This window comes from Actinokineospora spheciospongiae (assembly GCF_003182415.1).
Classification (GTDB): Bacteria; Actinomycetota; Actinomycetes; order Mycobacteriales; family Pseudonocardiaceae; genus Actinokineospora; species Actinokineospora spheciospongiae.
Genome location: NZ_QHCP01000001.1, coordinates 31,705 through 48,392, shown reverse-complemented (window position 1 = coordinate 48,392; position 16,688 = coordinate 31,705). Strand labels below are relative to the sequence as shown.

Here is a 16,688-nt window from a genome sequence, read left to right as displayed (position 1 = left end):
TCCCGGCGAGCATAGCGGGTGGCAGGATCGCCCCCGTGGACCTCAAGCAGCTTGAGTACTTCGTGGCGGTCGCCGAGGAACTGAACTTCACCCGGGCCGCCGAGCGCCTGTACGCGGTGCAGTCCACTGTGTCCTCGGGCATCCGCTCCCTGGAGACCGAGTTGAAGGCGACCCTGTTCGACCGCTCCACCCGGCAGGTGTCGCTGACGGCGGCGGGCCGGGCGTTCCTGCCCGAGGCGCGCGCCGCCCTCGCCGCACTGCAACGGGCCAGGGAATCGGTGCGGGAGGCCGAGGGCGGGCTGCGCGGCAGCGTGCGGATCGGCACCCTCACCCGCATCCCGGTCGTCGACCTGCCCGCCCTCTTCCGCGCCTTCCGCGCCCGCTACCCCCTGGTCGACCTGCACGTCACCGCCTCCCCCACCGGCTCGACCGGCCTGGCCGACGACGTCCGCCAGGGCAGGTTGGACATCGCCGTGCTGGGCCTCCCCCGAACCGACCTGGTCGGCCTGTCGGCGCGCGAACTGGCGAGCAGACCCTACGTGGCCCTCCTGCCCACCGACCACCCCCTGGCCACCGCCTCGGCGATCGGCCTGGCGGAACTGGCGGGCGAGGCGTTCATCGACACGCTCCCCGGCTTCGGCAACCGCCTGGCGGTCGACCGCGCCTACGCCACCCTGGGCACCCCCCGCCGGGTGGCGATCGAGGTCGCCGACCTGACCACGGTGCCCGACTACGTCCGCGCCGACCTCGGCGTGGCCGTCGTCCCCGACGTTGCCCTGCCCCGCTCCCCCGGCCTGACCGTCCTCCCCCTCCGCAACAGCGACCTGACCTGGCAGTTCTCCGTCGCCACAGCCGCCGCGACCACCCCCAGCCGCGCCACCCGCGCCCTCTTGGAGCTCTTCACCCCACCCACCAACAGACCAGCCCCACCCACGACACCGCTGACCTGACGGCCAACCACCCAGCCGGGCACCCCCACCCGAAAGACCGGGCTTCGCAGGACACGGCTCAGGAACGACGCCCGGCACGAGCCGCCCACACCACCAACCCCGACATCGGCACAGCGAACACCACCAACGCCACCGCCGCGGGCAACCACACCAACACCAACCCCACACCCAACACCGGCAGCGCGATCCCCACATAAGCCGCCAGGAACAGCGCCGCCAACACCTCAGCCTTCGCCCCCGGCGCCGCGAGCCCGCTCACGGTCTCAACCGAGGACCGGAACAGCAACCCCGACCCGGCCCCACCCAGCACCCCACCGACCCAGAACAGCAACTCCACCCCCAGCAGCGCCGACACCGGCGTCAGCACCAGCCCCGCCAGCATCGCCGCGACCCCCCACCGCGACCGCACCGCAGCGTCCAGCCCGGCCAACCCCACCTGCGCGACCGCCCCGGCCCCGAGCACGGCGAACGCCACCAACCCCCCGACGACCCGCGACGGCTCGTCGAACACCCCCGCCATCAGCGTCGGTGCCAGCGAGGTGAACAGCCCCAGCACCGCGAACGCCACGAACACCCCGGCCGCCGCCGAGAGGAACGCCGCCCGCGACCGCGCGGGCACCGACACCCGCTGCGGCCGGTAGGCGGGCGGCCGCGCGGGCCGGTCCACGGTCTCCGGGATGAGCGGCAGCAGCGGCAATGACAGCGCGAACAGCACCACGAACGGCACGAACGCCCCGGTCAGCGGCGCGTCGAGGACCTCGGCGAGCACCCCGCCGACGACCGGTCCGAGCGCCAGCCCGCCCATGGTCACCGCCGTGGCCGCCAGCGCCGCCCGGGACGGGTGCTCGGCCGGGCGGGCGACGGCGCGCAGTTCGCCCATGTGCGCGGTGACGGTGGCGGTGAGCACCCCGATGCCCGCCCCGCAGAGCAGCCGGGCCACGATCAGCCCCGGCACCTCCGGCCACACCAGGAAGACCACCGCGGACACCAGTTCGGTGACCGTCCCGGCCAGCACCACCCGCCGCCTGCCGACCCAGTCGCTGATGTGGCCCGCGAAGTACAGCCCCGCCATGACCCCGACGGCGTACGCGGCGAAGACCACGGTGATGACCGGGGCGGCGAAGTGGTCGCGCAACTGGTAGAGCCCGTAGAGGGGGGTGGGCAGCGTGGAGAACACCAGCGCGATGGCGAACACGACCGCGACCAGGTGGAACCCGACGGCGTGGCGGCGGCGGTCGGTCTGCGGCAGGGCTGTCCGGGGCATGCCCCCACGGTGCCCGCGCCCGGGCGGGGAGTCCAACGAGGAGTTTCGATCAGTCCCATCGACCGGACCGTTCGACGCCGCGACCGCCTGCCACACACCCGGTGGCCCGGAAAGTCGCGGCCCGGGTGCGATGACGGCCGGATCGCACTCGCGATGCCATCGTCGAGTACCGACAAAATCGGTGAGACCTCGCGCGGAATGGGTGAACGGCCCGGTCCGCGGGCCGGGTGGTGCGGCACCGCTGCGGGACGCGTCCCGCATTCCCACCTGAGCTGTCAGAATGCTCACGGAACGCCTCGCCCGACGGCGATTACAGTGCGAATCATGAGCGAACCCCTGCGGAGCACGACATCGTCGAGTGCGGACGGATCTCGCGATCCGGTGGTCGGCAAGGAACTGGACACCCCGTTCTCCCTCGGCTCGCTGCGCACCGCCAACCGGTTCGCCATGGCGCCGATGACCCGCAGGCACTCCCCCGGCGGCGTCCCGGGCACCGACGTGGCCGAGTACTACGCGCGCCGGGCGGCGGGTGGGGTGGGCCTCATCATCACCGAGGGCACCTACATCCCCGACCCGGCCACCGGCCCCGACCCGGACGTGCCGCACCTGTACGGCGAGGAGAGCCTGGCCGGGTGGGCGCACGTGGTGCGGCGCGTGCACGCCGAAGGCGGCCGGATCATCCCGCAACTGTGGCACCTGGGCTCGCAGCGCGGCGCCGAACCGGCGTACCACCCCGACGCCGAGACGGTCAGCGCCTCCGGCATCGCCACCAACGGCGACCAGGTCGGCCGCGCGATGACCACGGCGGACCTGGACACGGCCCTGCGCGCCTACGCCGAAGCGGCCCGCAACGCCAAGTCCGTCGGCTTCGACGGCCTGGAACTGCACGGCGCCCACGGCTACCTGCTCGACGGCTTCCTCTGGGACCGCACCAACCACCGCACCGACGCCCACGGCGGCTCCCGCGCCGCCCGCACCCGCTTCCCCGCCGAGGTGGTCGCCGCCGTGCGCGCCGAGGTCGGCCCCGACTTCCCCATCGTCTTCCGCTACTCGCAGTGGAAGGACAGCGACTTCAACGCCCGCATCGCCGGGTCGCCCGCCGAACTGGAGGAAGTCCTCACGCCGCTGGTCGCCGCGGGCGTGGACGCGTTGCACCCGTCGACCCGGCGGCACTACCTGCCCGCCTTCCCGGACCTGCCGGGGCGGGACGGGGAACTCGGGCTCGCGGGGTGGACCAAGAAGGTCACCGGGCTGCCGGTGATCACGGTCGGCTCGGTGGGGCTGGACACGGCGTTCCTGAGCAAGGGGGACGGTGCGGCGTCCTTCGCCGGGGTGGAGCGGTTGGTGGAGCAGTTCGAGGCCGGGGAGTTCGACCTGGTGGCTGTGGGGCGGGCGTTGCTGGCAGACCCGGAGTGGGTGGTCAAGCTGCTGGGTGGGCGGAGTGACGAGATCGTGGCTTACACGCATGAGCATCGGAAGGTGCTGCGCTGAGCGGTGGTTCGAGCCCGGGGGGTTTGTTGATGCTCGGGTGGGGATCGCTCCGTGCTTCGGCTCAAGGGTCGGGGTTTGGTGGTGCTCGGGTGGTCCGCTGCGCCGTGTGCTTCGAATCAAGGGCCGGGGTTTGGTGGTGGTGCCCGAGTGGTCCGCTGCGCCGGGGCTGCGCCGTGTGCTTCGGCTCAAGGGCCGGGATTTTGTCGCTGGTGCCCGGGTGGGTGGATCTGCTTGGGCGGGGCCCCTACAGCGATCATGCGCCCAGTGTGACCGAGTGGGGCTGAAGAGATGCCCCACAGCCCAGGCAGGCTTGCACATGATCGCTTCCCCCACCCAAGCAAATCCACCCACCCGGGCAGAGCCGTAGCCGGGCTGGCGGTTTTCGGGGTGGTCGCCAGGCTGCGCCCGGTGGGGTTCGGGGTGGCTGGCCGCCGGGCCGGCGGTTTTCGGGGTGATCGCTGGCTGCGCCCGATGGGGTTCGAGGTGGCTGGCCGCCGGGCCGGCGGTTTTCGGGGTGATCGCTGGCTGCGCCCGATGGGGTTCGAGGTGGCTGGCCGCCAGGCCGGCGGTTTTCGGGGTGGCTGGCGGCTGCGCTTGTGGGGTTCGGCGTAACGGGTCGCCAAGCCAGCGGATGGCAGGGTGGTCGGCCGCTGCGCCGCTGGCGCTTCGCGTGGTTGGCCGCCAGGCCGCCGGTGTGTGGGGTGCCCGCCGCTGCGCCCGGTGGCGTTAGGTGTGGCCGGCTGCCAGGTGGGCGGTTCGGGGGTGGTCGGCGGCCGGGTCCGTGGTGGGCGGGGTGGCTTCGTGGGGTGGTCAGCGCAGGGTGAAGCGGGACCACACCTTGTGGTGGTCAGACTGGTCGGTGGGGACGACGTCGATCCAGTCCGGGTTGAACTTGCCCGCCAGGGCGAAGGTGTAGTCGATTTTGCGGCCGCCGTCGGCGGTGGCGGGGCCGCCTCGGGTGCAGCAGCCTGTCGCCTCGGTGAGCCTGCCGGTGGCGCCGCCGCCGTAGGCGGGGAGGTACAGGGGGTCCAGTTGGTCGTCGGTGGGTTCTGCGTTGAAGTCGCCGCCGATGTAGGTGGCGTGGCCCGCTGCGGTGAAGTCGGCGATCAGGGTGGCGATTTCCCTGATCTGGGCGCCCCGGGTGCCGTCGGCGTGGAAGTCGATGTGGGTGGAGCAGGCGAGGGTGGCCGGGGTGCGCAGCATGGCGCAGACCGCCTTGCGCGGTTCGTGGCCGCCCGGGTTGGGCAGTGGGTGCACCCGGTGCCAGGCGGCTTCGCCCCGGTGGACCAGGGCGATCCCGTAGTCCGATCCGTCGTCGCACCGGTGGGCGGTGGGGACGTGGATGACCTTGTAGCCCGCGGCGCCCAGGCGGGTGCGGAGGCGTTGGGCCTGGCCCGCGCACACTTCTTGGAGGGTGGCGGTGCGCGGGCGGGTCGGGCGGTCGAGGATGGCGTCGGCGGTGGAGTCGGCGACGGCGAGTCTGCCGCCGTTGCACTTGTTGCCGCACAGGTTGAAGCTCAGGTTCAGGAAGGAGAACTCGGCTGCCCGCGCGGGTGCGCCGGGCAGCACCAGGCCTGCGACCAGGAGCACCACCGCCATGAACGAGCGCATCTCGACCCCTCTCGTGGACGACGCGCCCAACGTAGCGATCGCACGTGAACGAGTCACCACGATCGGGTGGATCAACCGCGCCTGCCCTGGTGCGGCACCGCAGCGGCCAGATCCGCCTCGGCGTCCTGCGGGCCGCACCGGGGCGGGCGTCAGTGGGCCTCGTGCGGGATCTTCTCCCCGGCCTCGACGGCGAACGGGAGCCGGTTGCCCTCGGGCGGCAGCGGGCAGGTCGCGTACTCGGTGAACGCGCACGGCAGGTTGACCGCGCGGTTGAAGTCCAAGCGCACCCGGCCCCGCTCGTCGGGCTCCGGCACGCTCAGCGAGCGGTTCGCGGCGTAGGTGGTGACGCCGCTGGTGGCGTCGGTGAACAGGATGCTGAAGCCGTCCTTCTTGCCGTTGAACGCCGTCAGGGTGTGCTCGGTGCCGTCGTGGGTGAAGCGGACGACGCCGGGGGCGGTGTAGACGTGCGTCAGGCCCGCGACGACCGCGCCTACCGTGGTGGGGCGGGGCTCGTCGAACGGTTCGTAGGTGCCCTCCAGGACCCAGGACTCCTGCGGCTCGTAGCTGGGCACGCCCCGGAAGGCGCGGACGGCTTCGGCCTTGGGGTCGTGCACGCGGATCAGGTACCCGCCGCGCCGGGCGACCTCGATCTCCAGGTCACCGCTGCTGACCCGGGTGCCGGGGCCGCTGTTGACCAGCTCGAACCGGCGCACCCCGGTGAGCGCGGTGCCCTCGTGCTCCAGCACCGCCCCCTGCGGGTCGACGTGGGCGGCGTCGGCGTCCTGCCACCAGCGGCCGGGCAGGCCGGGGTACTCGCGCGGCTCGTCCTCCAGCCAGTCCAGCGACACCAGCGCCAGCCAGCCGTGCGGCTCGGCGAGGTCGCACTCCCTGGCCGTCTTCCAGTCCTGCCACTGCGCCGTGAAGCCCATGGTCGTCCTTCCCGCGTGTGTTCCCGTCACCGGGGACAACGCGGTCCAGGGACAGCGGATTCCGTTCCCACATGGTGGATGCGGTGAGCTTTCTGAGCCGCTGGGGGCGCCCTAGGATCGGCGGGGTGACGGACAGCGCTGAGGTGTTGTGGCGGCCCACGGCCGAGCAGGTGGCCGGGTCGCCCCTGGCCGACTTCCTGCGGTGGCTCGCCGCGTCCCGGGGGTTGGGGTTCGGCGGCTACCTGGAGCTGTGGGGGTGGAGTGCCGAGCACCCGGCGGAGTTCTGGGGCGCGGTCTGGGAGTACTACGGCCTCGACCGGGTCAGCTCCTACGAGGAGGTGCTGCCCCGGCGGGAGATGCCGGGGGCGCGGTGGTTCAGCGGGGCGCGGCTCAACTTCGCCGAGCGGTGCCTGGCAGGTGCGCGCACCGACCGCCCGGCGCTGATCGGCGTGGACGAGCGCGGCGAGCCGGTGGAGACCTCCTGGGAGCGGTTGCGCGTGGAGGTGGCGGCGGTGTCCGCGCTGCTGCGCGCGGAAGGCGTCCGGCCGGGTGACCACGTCGCCGCGTACCTGCCGAACGTCCGGGAGGCCGTGGTCGGCGTGCTGGCGACGGCGGCCGTCGGAGCTGTGTGGACGGCGTGCTCGCCGGACTTCGGGATCGCCAGCGTGCTGGCCCGGTTCCGGCAGGTGGAGCCAGTGGCGCTGCTCGCGGGCGAGGGCTACGTGTACGGCGGCAAGCGCTTCGACCGGCGGGAGCACGCGGCGGAACTGCTGGACGGGCTGCCCTCGGTGCGGCTGCTGCTCACCGTGAGCGGCGAGTGGCCCGACCGCCCGGGCGTGGTCACCCGGACGTGGCCGGAGCCCGGGGGTGAACCGGAGTTCGCCGACACCGCGTTCGACGACCCGCTGTGGGTGCTGTGGTCCTCGGGCACGACCGGCCTGCCGAAGGGGATCGTGCAGGGCCACGGCGGGATCGTGGTGGAGCTGCTGAAGTCGCTGGGGCTGTGCGCGGGCATCACCGGCGACGACCGGTTCGGGTTCGTCACCTCGACGAGCTGGATGGTGTGGAACTACCTGGTCGGCGGGCTGCTGCACGGTGCCACGGTCGTGCTCTACGACGGCAGCCCGACGCACCCGGACGTGGACCAGGCGTGGCGGGTCGCCGCGCTGACCGGCACCACCGTGCTCGGTGTCGGCGCCGGGTACCTGGTGGCGGGTGAGAAGTCCGGGGCGGAGCCGGGGACGCGGTTCGACCTGTCGCGGCTGCGGTCGGTGTTGCAGACCGGGTCGACCATGCCGCCCTCGGCGTGGCGCTGGGTGTACCGCGGCGTCAGCGCGGACGTGTGGTTGCAGTCGATCTGCGGCGGCACCGACGTGTGCTCGGCCCTGGCGGGCGCGGCGGCGGACCTGCCCGTCCACACCGGACGCATCCCCGCTCCCGCGCTCGGGGTGGCGCTGGCGTCGTGGAGCCCGGACGGGGTGCCGCTGGTGGGTGAGCAGGGCGAACTCGTGGTGACCGAGCCGCTGCCGTCGATGCCGCTGCGGTTCGTCGACGACCCGGGCGGCGAGCGGTACCGGGCGGGTTACTTCGACGTGTTCCCCGGTGTGTGGCGCCACGGCGACTGGGTGACGGTGCACGCCGACGGCAGCCTGGTCGTTTCGGGCCGCTCGGACTCCACGCTGAACCGGATGGGCGTGCGGATGGGGTCGGCGGACATCTACGCCGTGGTCGAGCGCTTCCCGGAGATCGCCGACAGCCTGGTCATCGGCGCTGAACTCCCCGACGGCGGCTACGCCATGCCGCTGTTCGTGGTGCTCACCGGTGGCGCGGAACTGGACGACGACCTGCGCGCCCGGCTGCGGGCGGCCATCCGCACCGAGCTGTCGCCCCGGCACGTGCCCGACGACATCGTGGCCGTGGCCGCCGTGCCGCGCACGCTGACCGGCAAGAAGCTGGAGGTCCCGGTGAAGCGCATCCTCCAGGGCGCCCCGCCGGAGCAGGTGACCTCCCCCGGCGCGGTCACGAACGCGGAGACGCTGCCGTGGTTCGCCGAGTACGGGACCCGCCTGGGCTGAAACCCGGTGGACAGCGCCCGCCCTCCCCCGCTGTGATGGTCGGACACCACGAGGGAGGGCGCCCGCGTTGACGGTCGACATCGATGTGCCACTGGTCCGGCGGCTGCTGGCCGCACAGTGTCCACAGTGGTCCGATCTGCCGGTGGTGCCGGTGGCGAAACCCGGGTGGGACAACATGACCTTCCGCGTCGGTGACCGGCTCTCGATCCGGCTGCCGAGGTACCCCCGCTGGGAGGAGCAGGTCACCCGCGAGCAGCGTTGGCTGCCCGTCCTCGCCCCGCACCTCCCCCTGGCCGTGCCCACACCGGTCTTCCAGGGCGAGCCGGGCGAGGGCTACCCGTTCCCCTGGTCGATCATCGAGTGGCTCGACGGCGAGGACGCGGTGGGCTTCACCCCCACCGAGGACTCCGTCCTGGCCCTGGCGGGCTTCTTCCGCGCGCTGCGGGCGATCGATGCGACCGGCGGCCCGCCACCGCAGTGGAGCAACGGCTTCCGCGGTGTCGCCGTCGCCGACGAGCGGGATTCGGCGATCGTGGCCGAACGCCTCCGCCCGAAGCTCGAAGCCCTGACCGGTCTGGCCGATGTGGACGGTCTGACCGCCGTCCGGGAAGCGGGGCTGGCCGCCCCCGCGTGGTCGCACCCGCCGGTCTGGGTCCACGGCGACCCCGCCCCGGGGAACCTGCTGGTCCACGACGGCCGCCTGGTCGCGGTCATCGACTTCGGCACGGTGGCCGTCGGCGACCCGGCCTGCGACCTGATCGCCGCCTGGGCGTCGGTCCCCGCCCGGCACCGCGCCGCCTACCGCGAAGCCCTCGGCGTGGACGACGCCACCTGGGCGCGGGGCCGGGTCTGGGGCATGACCGCGACCCTGCCCACCCCCGAGGACTTCACCACCGACCCGGCGGACGCCCACCGCCGGGTCGCCGAACTGCTCGACGACGCTCAGGTGGACGCGACCGCGTAGTCCGACAGGTCGATCGCCTCGGCGGGCGGGGTGGCGAAGTGGGCGCCGACGCGGATCAGGACAGTGCGGCTCATCAGGAGTTCACCTCGATCCGGGAAACCTGTCGGTCTGCGGTCATGGCGTCGGCGGCGGAGGTGTAGACCGCGACGACGTCACCCAGGAACCGCGACACCACCTCGCGGTCGGCGGGGCTGAGCGCGCCCACCAGCCGCTCCACCCCGCCGAGCAGGGGTCGCAGGTGGTCGAGCAGGCGGACGACAGACTCCTCGACGGGGTCGACGAGCACCTTGCGCCGGTCGGTCTCGTGCGCGCGCCGCCGCACGTGCCCGGCCCGCTCCAGCCGGTCCACCACGTGCGTGCTGGCCGCCGTGGAAATCCGCAGCCGGTCGGCCAGCTCCCGGCCGGTGAGCGGTCCCTCGGTGATCAACCGGTCCATCGCGGCCAGGTCCGTGGGGTTGATCCCCAGCGCCCGCCCCAGCCGCTGCCCGACCACCACCGTCAGCACGCCGACCTCCTGCAACCGCTCCATGACGTCGTTGTCGGCACCGGGGGTGGACACACCTGCCGGGATCGCGGCGTACCGCCGCGCGGGGCGCTCTGCCGGGTTCACGAAACCCAGACTATCAACGAAGTAACTAACCAGCTTAGTCAGTCGGACAATGTCGGGTGAACAGTTCACAGCCGCGATCGGACAGACAGACGCTGGTCAGCGCGCGATGGGCGGCGGTCCCGAGTGTCCGAAGCGGCTCCCACCAGGCTGGATAAAGGGACGCGAACCTACTCCGCAGTCGGTCGAGGACGGTGGGCCGGAACGCCTTCGGGCACCGCGACACAGCCCATGCGCCCGTGTACGGTGGCGGTGTCGACGGCGTATCGCGGGTTGGCGGTCCGGCCGACCTTCCGTCGCCGACGCCGGACGCCATACCGCCCCGACTCCCACCCACTCACGACCCAGGAATGGTGGCGGCACGTGACGTCGCTCGACACACCGGCCACGGCCGTCGGCAACTACGCCGAACTGGCCCGGGCCATCCGCGCCGAGGGCCTGCTCGACCGCCGCAACGGGCGCTACGTCCTGCGCATCGCGCTCAACATGGTCGCCTTCGCCGCGGGCTGCGTCGCCTTCGCCGCCCTGGGCGACTCCTGGTGGCAACTGCTCGTCGCGGTCTTCTTCGCGGTGATGTTCGCCCAGCTCGCCTTCGTCGGCCACGACGCCGGGCACCACCAGATCTTCAGCAGCAAGCGCGCCAACACCGCCATCGGCCTCTGGCACGGCGGCATGGTCGGCATGAGCTTCGGCGCCTGGATCGACCAGCACAACCGCCACCACCAGGCCCCCAACCACGAAGAGACCGACCCCGACGTCAACATCGCCGTGCTGGCCTTCACCACCGGCCAGAGCCTGGAGAAGCGCGGTTTCCTGCGCTGGATGGCCAAGCACCAGGCGTACCTGTTCTTCCCGCTGCTGCTGCTGGAGGGCTTCAGCCTGCACGTGAACGCCGTGCAGTCGCTGCGCCGCAAGGAACTGCGCGGCAGGCGCGTGGAGATGTTCCTCCTGCTGGGCCACTTCGCGGTGTACCTGACCGCGGTGTTCCTGGTGCTGTCCCCGCTGACCGGCGTCGTGTTCATCCTCGTGCACCAGTGCCTGTGGGGCCTCTACATGGGCTGCTCCTTCGCCCCCGGCCACAAGGGAATGCCGACGATCGCCGCGGGCAGGCGCATCGACTTCCTGCACCGCCAGGTCCTCACCTCCCGCAACATCAGCGGCGGTCGCCTGGTCGAGTTCGCCACGGGCGGCCTCAACTACCAGATCGAGCACCACCTGTTCCCCACCATGCCCAGGATGAACCTGCGCCGCGCGAAGCCCATCGTCGAGCGCTACTGCGCCGAGCACGGCATCGAGTACACCGAGTGCGGCCTCGCCGCCACCTACGGCCACGTGCTGCGCCACCTGCACGCGGTCAGCGCCCCCCTGCGCACCCCCGTGGCGGTCCCGGCCTGATCCCCGCGCGCAGACGCGGCTGCCCGCAGCGACGGCGGGCAGCCGCGTCCGGTCGCGGTCGACCACCTGCCGGACCCGGCGCCCCGCGAACAGCCCCAGATCCCGCCAAGGACCTGTGCCCCGCCGGGCACTGCCGATAGGCTGTGCCCATGGCTGGAGGTGTCGCCACCCACCGCCCCCTGAGCCGGGCGGCGGTGCGCAGGCGGCACGCGGCGCTGCTGCGCGAACTGCCGGTCCCGACCCCGTTCGACGCGGCCGCGCTGTGCGCGCGGGTCGCCGAGCGGCGCGGCAGGCCCATCCGGCTGGTGCCGATGGCCGGGCTGACCGGGGTCTGCGGCATGTGGGTGGCCACCGACACCGCCGACCTCATCTTCCACGAGAGCGACACCACCCCACCGCACCGCGACCACATCGTCCTGCACGAACTGGCCCACCTGCTCTGCGACCACCGGATCTCGATCCCGCTGGCCGACCAGGCCCGCGCCCTGCTCCCCGACCTCGACCCCGACGTGGTCCGCCGCGTCCTCGGCCGGGCGGGCCAGGCGGGCCACGCGGGCGCCGAGGAGCGCGAGGCCGAACACCTGGCCTACCTCATCCGCCACCGCGAAGCACCGGGCACCACCCTCACCACCCGCCTCCGCGGTGCCCTGGGCGGCGACAGCCTTGTCTGAACCGCCCACCTCCGACACCACCGGGGCCGGGTGCCCGGGCGACCGGCAGCACGCGGCGCGCGCCCCGGCGGAACAGGTCCACCCGAGGACCGGCAGCCGACACCCCGGCGGCGGGGCCCGTGGCTGAACCGCTCCGCCAGTGGGCACCCGCCGCGGTGGCCTGGCTGCTCCTGCTGAGCAGGTGGAGGGCGGGCGACCCCACCCGCCGCTGTGTGCGCCTGGTGCTGCTCGGCCTGGCCTGCTCCCTGACCGCCCAGATCCCGGCCGCGGCCACCGCCTTCGGCGACCTCGTCGGCGTCCCGCACGCCGCCCGCCTGGTCAGCCACCTGGGCATGGTCCAGGCCGTGTGGGCGGGCCAGGCGTTCCTGGCCCTGGTCAACGGCCACCCACGCGGCGCCCGGTGGCAGGCGTGGTGGGCGGCGGGCGCAGCCGCCCTGATGTGCGCCCTGTTCGCGGCCATGCCCGACACGCTCCCCCAGTCCCCATGGGTCATGGAGTACTGCCTGGTCTACGCGCTCGCCCAGGCACCGGCACTGGCCGCACTGGTCCACCTCGGCCTGCGCCACGCCCGGCAGGCGCAGGACCGGACCACGGCGATCAGCCTGCGCCTGGTCGCCGCGGGCGCGGCCCTCGGCCTGCTGTACCTGGTGAACAAGTCCGCCCTGGCCACGGCGCCGAGGCTGGGCTTCGAGTTCCCCTTCGGCCGCACCGCCCTCCCCGGCAAGGTGCTGCCCACCACGGCGTACCTGCTGGTCCTGCTGGCCGCCGCGCTCCCCGCCTGCCTGGGCTGGCTGCGCCGCTACCGCCTGCACCGCAGGCTGGGGCCGCTGTGGCGGGCCCTGCACCGCGCCGACCCGGGCATCGCCCTCGACCCGCCCGCGGTGCCCGACGCGCTCGTGCTGGGCAACCTGCGGCCGCGCCTGTACCGCCGCGTCATCGAGATCCGCGACGGCCTGCTGGCCCTGCGCCCCCACCGCTGCCGCGAGACCGCGGCGGCCGCCCACGCCGCGGCCGTCGCCGCGGGCCTCACCGGCCGGGAGCTGGCCGCCGCCGTGGAGGCCGCCGCGGTGGTCGCTGCCCTGCGCTCCCGGGCGGGCGGTGCGCCCCCGACCGCGCACGCCGCCGCCGTCCCGGGCGGGACCGACCTGCTCGACGACGCCGACTTCCTCGGCGCCGTCTCCCGCCGGTTGGCGATCAGTCCCGCGACAAACCCAGCCAGACCCGGTCCCGGGTCAGCGGCAGGTCGGTGAACCGCACCCCGGTGGCGGCGCGCAGGGCGTTGGCGTAGGCGGGGGCGACCGGGTTGAACGGGCTCTCGCTCATCGACTTCGCCCCCAACGGCCCCAGCGGGTCGGTCACGTCGGCGAAGTGGACCTCCGTACGCGGCACGTCGGCGAAGGTCGGCACGTGGTACTGCCGGAACGCCGCCGTGGTGACCGCGCCGTCCGCCCCGGTGTCGACGTGCTCGGCCACCGCGGCGCCGAACCCCTGCGCCACACCGCCCTCCACCTGCCCGCGGCACTGCATCGGGTTGAGCACCTGCCCGGCGTCGGCGGCGTGCACGCTGCGCAGCACGCGGACCTCCCCGGTGCCCGGGTCGACGGCCAGCCGGAACCAGTGCACGTTGAACGCGACCGACCGCGGCGTCCCGTCGCAGTGACCGGTCGTCGTCAGCGGCTCCCCGGCGGCCAGCTCCGAGAACGGCACCACCCGCCCACCGCAGTCGACCCCCCGGTCCACCAGCGCGCACCGCGAAACGTCCACACCGGACCGCTCAGCGGCGGCGCCGAGCAGCGCGCCGACCATCGCCTCGGCCGCGCGCAGCACCGCCGTCCCGGCGATCACCACCCCGGTCGACCCGAACGCCCCGGTGTCGTGCCGGACCAGGTCGGTGTCGGACTGCCGGATCGACACCCGCGAGGTCGCCACCCGCAGCGCGCTCGCCGCGAGCTGCCGGTGCACGGTGGTGGAGCCGTTGCCGAACTCCGCCGTCCCCACCGACAGCTCGAAGGTCCCGTCGGCGAGCAGCCGCAGCCGCGCCTCCCCGAAGTGCCCGCGCGGCGGGGCGGTGGCGATCATCGACAGCGCCGCGCCGTCGCCGACCAGCCACCCCCCGGGCACCGGCCCGACCGGTTCGGCCCGCGCCGCGCGCACCACGTCCAGGCACTGGTCGAGCCCGTAGCTGCCGATCAGCAGGTCTTCCTCGGGGCCCGACGCCGTGGTCAGGGTGTCGCCGTCGCGGACGGCGCTGCGTTCGCGCAGTACCAGCGGGTCGATGCCGAGCCGGTGCGCCAGTTCGTCCAAAGCGGACTCCACGGCGAAGATGACCTGCCCCAGACCGTAACCCCGGTAGGCCCCGGAGGGCACGTTGTGGGTGTAGACGGCGTACGCGTCGGTGCGCTTGTTCGGGCAGCGGTACGCGGCGATCGACTCCCCGCAGGAGTGGAACAGCACGCCGGGGCCGTGGTTGCCGTACGCCCCGGTGTCGCTGACGACGTGCACGCGCAACGCGGTCAACGTGCCGTCCGCCTTGGCACCGACCTCCACCTCCACGGTGAACGGGTGGCGGGTGGTGGTGCCGAAGAACTGCTCGGACCGGGTCAGCTCCAGCTTCACCGGCTCTCGCAACCGCAGCGCGGCCAGCACCACGACGTCCTCGACCAGCATCTCCTGCTTGCCGCCGAACCCGCCGCCGACCCGCCCGGCGACCACCCGCAGGTCGGATTCGGGCAGGTCGAACAGCGCGCACAGGGAGCGCCTGGTCAGGAACGGCGTCTGCGTGCTGGTCCGCACGGTGAGCCTGCCGGTCTCCGCGTCGAACCAGGCCAGCGCGCCGTGCGTCTCCAGGGCGGCGTGCTGGGCGCGGGGGGTGCGGAAGGTGCCCCGGTACACCGCGTCCGCCTCGGCCAGCCCGGCGGCGAAGTCGCCGAACTCGTCGTGCAGCTCGGCGAGCACGTTGTCGGTGGGCCGGGCGATCCGCGCCTCGACCGGGTCCTTGTCGTGCACCACCGGCGCGCCGGGGCGCATCGCGGCGTGCGCGTCGGTCACCGCGGGCAGCACCTCGTAGTCCACCCGTACCAGCCGCGCCCCCGCCTCGGCGGCGGCCTCGGTCTCCCCGACCACGGCCGCCACCCGCTGCCCGACGTGGCGCACCACGTCGTCGAAGACCCGGGTGTCGCACGGGTCGTCCTCGACGATCTCGTGCTGCGCGCTGGAGTACAGCCGCTGCGGGGCGTCCTCGTGGGTCAGCACGATCCGCACCCCGGGCACGGCGAGCGCGGCGGCGGTGTCGATGCCGGTGATCCGCGCGTGCGCGTGCGGGGAGCGCACCAGCTTGATGTGCAGCAACCCCGGCACGTCCACGTCGAAGGTGTAGCGGGCCGTCCCGGTGACCACCTGCGGCCCGGCGGGTGCCCCCAGGTTGCGACCGACCGCTTCCCCGTCGGCGGGCTCCTCCACGTGCTTGACGCCGGTGATCGCGTCCTCGATGGCCCGGTACCCGGTGCAGCGGCAGAGGTTCCCCTTGAGCGCCCGCGGCAGGTCGGCCCGCCCCTCGTCGTCGAGGGCGGCGGCGGTCATGAGGAACCCGGCGGTGCAGAAACCGCACTGGAACCCCTGTGCGGCCAGGAACTGCTCCTGCACCGGGTGCAGTTCACCGTCGGTGGCCAGACCCTCCACAGTGGTCACCTGCTTGCCGTCGGCGCGCAGGGCCGGGTAGAGGCAACTGTGCACGGGTGTGCCGTCGACGTGGACGGTGCAGGCGCCGCAGTCCCCGGCGTCGCACCCCTTCTTGACCCCGAACCACCCGTGCCCGCGCAGGTAGGTCCGCAGGCACTGCCCGGGCCGAGGGGAGTCGTCGTGCGTCCGGCCGTTCACCCGGACCTCGAAGCCGGTCACGCCAACTCCTCCCGGATCTCCTCGGCCAGCCGCAACACCATGTGCCGCCGCCACGCGGGCAGGCCGTGGATGTCGTCGTACCAGTCGGTCACGGTGCCCAGGATGGCGGAGCGCAGTTCGCCCGGGGTGGGCGCGGTGGGGAAGTCGAGGCGCACCGGGCGCGGGGTGGCGGCGGTGATGGTGAGCGCGAACCCGGTGCCGGCGGTGCCGATCAGCAGGGCGCCGGAGCGGCCGTGGGCGTGCAGGGACACCTGCCGGAAGGCGGACCTGCGGTGCAACGCGGCCTCGGGGATGGTGATCGAGCGCAGCAGCTCACCGTCGGTCAGCACGGACTCCCCCGCCCCGCGCACGAAGTCGACCACCGGCACGCGCCGCTCCCCGCCGCCGGTCCGGAGCAGGCAGACCCCGTCGAGGGCGGCGGTCAGCGAGATCATCGGCCCGGCGGGCAGCGCGTTGCACAGGTTCCCGCCGACGGTGGCGGTGTTCCAGACCTTGAAGGAGGCCAGGAACGCCCGGCAGCACTGCTGCACCAACTCGGCCACCGGCAGCCCACTGTCCCGCCCGAACCGGGACAACTCCGCGATCGTGCAGGTCGCGGCCAGTTCCAGGTCACCGCCCAGGGTCACCGGGGGCCACCCGAACCTCGTCAGGTCCACCAGCCTGCGCACCAGGGGCTGCGGCTCGGAGAAAAGCTGCGTGCCCCCGGCCAGCCAGGCGTCACCGGGCAGCCAGGGGCCGGGCACGCGCGGGTCGCGCACCTCGACCACCGTGTTCAGGTCCATACCGCCACGCTGCCACGTTTCCCGCCCGCACGGGGTGCGCGGGGGTAAAACC

General features: G+C 73.5%; 13 protein-coding genes. 7 read left to right on the top strand and 6 right to left on the bottom strand.

Annotated features, from left to right (window positions below; genetic code table 11):
- Window positions 1-35: 35 nt before the first annotated feature.
- Complete coding sequence (locus DFQ13_RS00225) at window positions 36-950, top strand: LysR family transcriptional regulator (RefSeq protein ID WP_052021462.1); 915 nt, start codon at window positions 36-38, stop codon at window positions 948-950.
- A 58-nt stretch (window positions 951-1,008) separates the two neighbouring features.
- Here DFQ13_RS00225 and DFQ13_RS00220 read toward each other — a convergent pair whose 3' ends face one another.
- Entirely contained in the window at window positions 1,009-2,214 is a 1,206-nt protein-coding gene (locus tag DFQ13_RS00220; RefSeq protein WP_035285370.1) for an MFS transporter, read from the bottom strand.
- Window positions 2,215-2,538: 324 nt separating this feature from the next.
- On the opposite strand from DFQ13_RS00220, the gene DFQ13_RS00215 reads away from it, so the two are divergent.
- The gene (locus DFQ13_RS00215) at window positions 2,539-3,705 is read left to right on the top strand and encodes an NADH:flavin oxidoreductase (protein ID WP_110078340.1); all 1,167 of its coding nucleotides are present in this window, start codon (window positions 2,539-2,541) and stop codon (window positions 3,703-3,705) included.
- Window positions 3,706-4,515: 810 nt separating this feature from the next.
- Here the strand turns inward: DFQ13_RS00215 and DFQ13_RS00210 are convergent.
- Entirely contained in the window at window positions 4,516-5,316 is an 801-nt protein-coding gene (locus DFQ13_RS00210; protein ID WP_110078339.1) for an endonuclease/exonuclease/phosphatase family protein, read from the bottom strand.
- Between the two features lie 149 nt (window positions 5,317-5,465).
- Window positions 5,466-6,245, bottom strand: a complete 780-nt coding sequence (locus tag DFQ13_RS00205) for a DUF1684 domain-containing protein (protein WP_110078338.1) — start codon at window positions 6,243-6,245, stop codon at window positions 5,466-5,468.
- Window positions 6,246-6,370: 125 nt separating this feature from the next.
- Between DFQ13_RS00205 and DFQ13_RS00200 the strand changes: the two genes are divergently transcribed.
- Together DFQ13_RS00200 and DFQ13_RS00195 are read left to right on the top strand one after the other, a co-directional pair.
- A complete protein-coding gene (locus DFQ13_RS00200) occupies window positions 6,371-8,320 on the top strand; it encodes an acetoacetate--CoA ligase (RefSeq protein ID WP_219994179.1) in 1,950 nt (649 codons plus the stop codon).
- A gap of 67 nt (window positions 8,321-8,387) precedes the next feature.
- Window positions 8,388-9,284, top strand: coding sequence for an aminoglycoside phosphotransferase family protein (locus DFQ13_RS00195; RefSeq protein ID WP_110078336.1), 897 nt, complete (start codon window positions 8,388-8,390; stop codon window positions 9,282-9,284).
- Window positions 9,285-9,357: 73 nt separating this feature from the next.
- Here the strand turns inward: DFQ13_RS00195 and DFQ13_RS00190 are convergent, their stop codons facing one another.
- Window positions 9,358-9,894, bottom strand: a complete 537-nt coding sequence (locus DFQ13_RS00190) for a MarR family winged helix-turn-helix transcriptional regulator (protein WP_233438204.1) — start codon at window positions 9,892-9,894, stop codon at window positions 9,358-9,360.
- Window positions 9,895-10,254: 360 nt separating this feature from the next.
- On the opposite strand from DFQ13_RS00190, the gene DFQ13_RS00185 reads away from it, so the two are divergent.
- The 3 genes from DFQ13_RS00185 (at window position 10,255) to DFQ13_RS00180 (ending at window position 13,207) form a co-directional block, all read left to right on the top strand.
- The gene (locus tag DFQ13_RS00185) at window positions 10,255-11,286 is read left to right on the top strand and encodes a fatty acid desaturase family protein (protein ID WP_233438203.1); all 1,032 of its coding nucleotides are present in this window, start codon (window positions 10,255-10,257) and stop codon (window positions 11,284-11,286) included.
- 149 nt (window positions 11,287-11,435) lie between these two features.
- Complete coding sequence (locus DFQ13_RS32840) at window positions 11,436-11,957, top strand: hypothetical protein (protein WP_233438202.1); 522 nt, start codon at window positions 11,436-11,438, stop codon at window positions 11,955-11,957.
- 119 nt (window positions 11,958-12,076) lie between these two features.
- Window positions 12,077-13,207 (top strand): MAB_1171c family putative transporter, encoded by a 1,131-nt coding sequence (locus DFQ13_RS00180; protein ID WP_146240968.1) that lies wholly within the window; start codon window positions 12,077-12,079, stop codon window positions 13,205-13,207.
- Here the strand turns inward: DFQ13_RS00180 and DFQ13_RS00175 are convergent.
- Together DFQ13_RS00175 and DFQ13_RS00170 are read right to left on the bottom strand one after the other, a co-directional pair.
- Complete coding sequence (locus tag DFQ13_RS00175; RefSeq protein ID WP_110078333.1) at window positions 13,152-15,854, bottom strand: molybdopterin-dependent oxidoreductase; 2,703 nt, start codon at window positions 15,852-15,854, stop codon at window positions 13,152-13,154. The two genes, DFQ13_RS00180 and DFQ13_RS00175, sit on opposite strands and share 56 nt — an antisense overlap.
- Complete coding sequence (locus DFQ13_RS00170) at window positions 15,851-16,636, bottom strand: FAD binding domain-containing protein (RefSeq protein WP_110078332.1); 786 nt, start codon at window positions 16,634-16,636, stop codon at window positions 15,851-15,853. The genes DFQ13_RS00175 and DFQ13_RS00170 overlap by 4 nt, the downstream gene beginning before the upstream one ends.
- Between the last annotated feature and the right edge of the window lie 52 nt (window positions 16,637-16,688).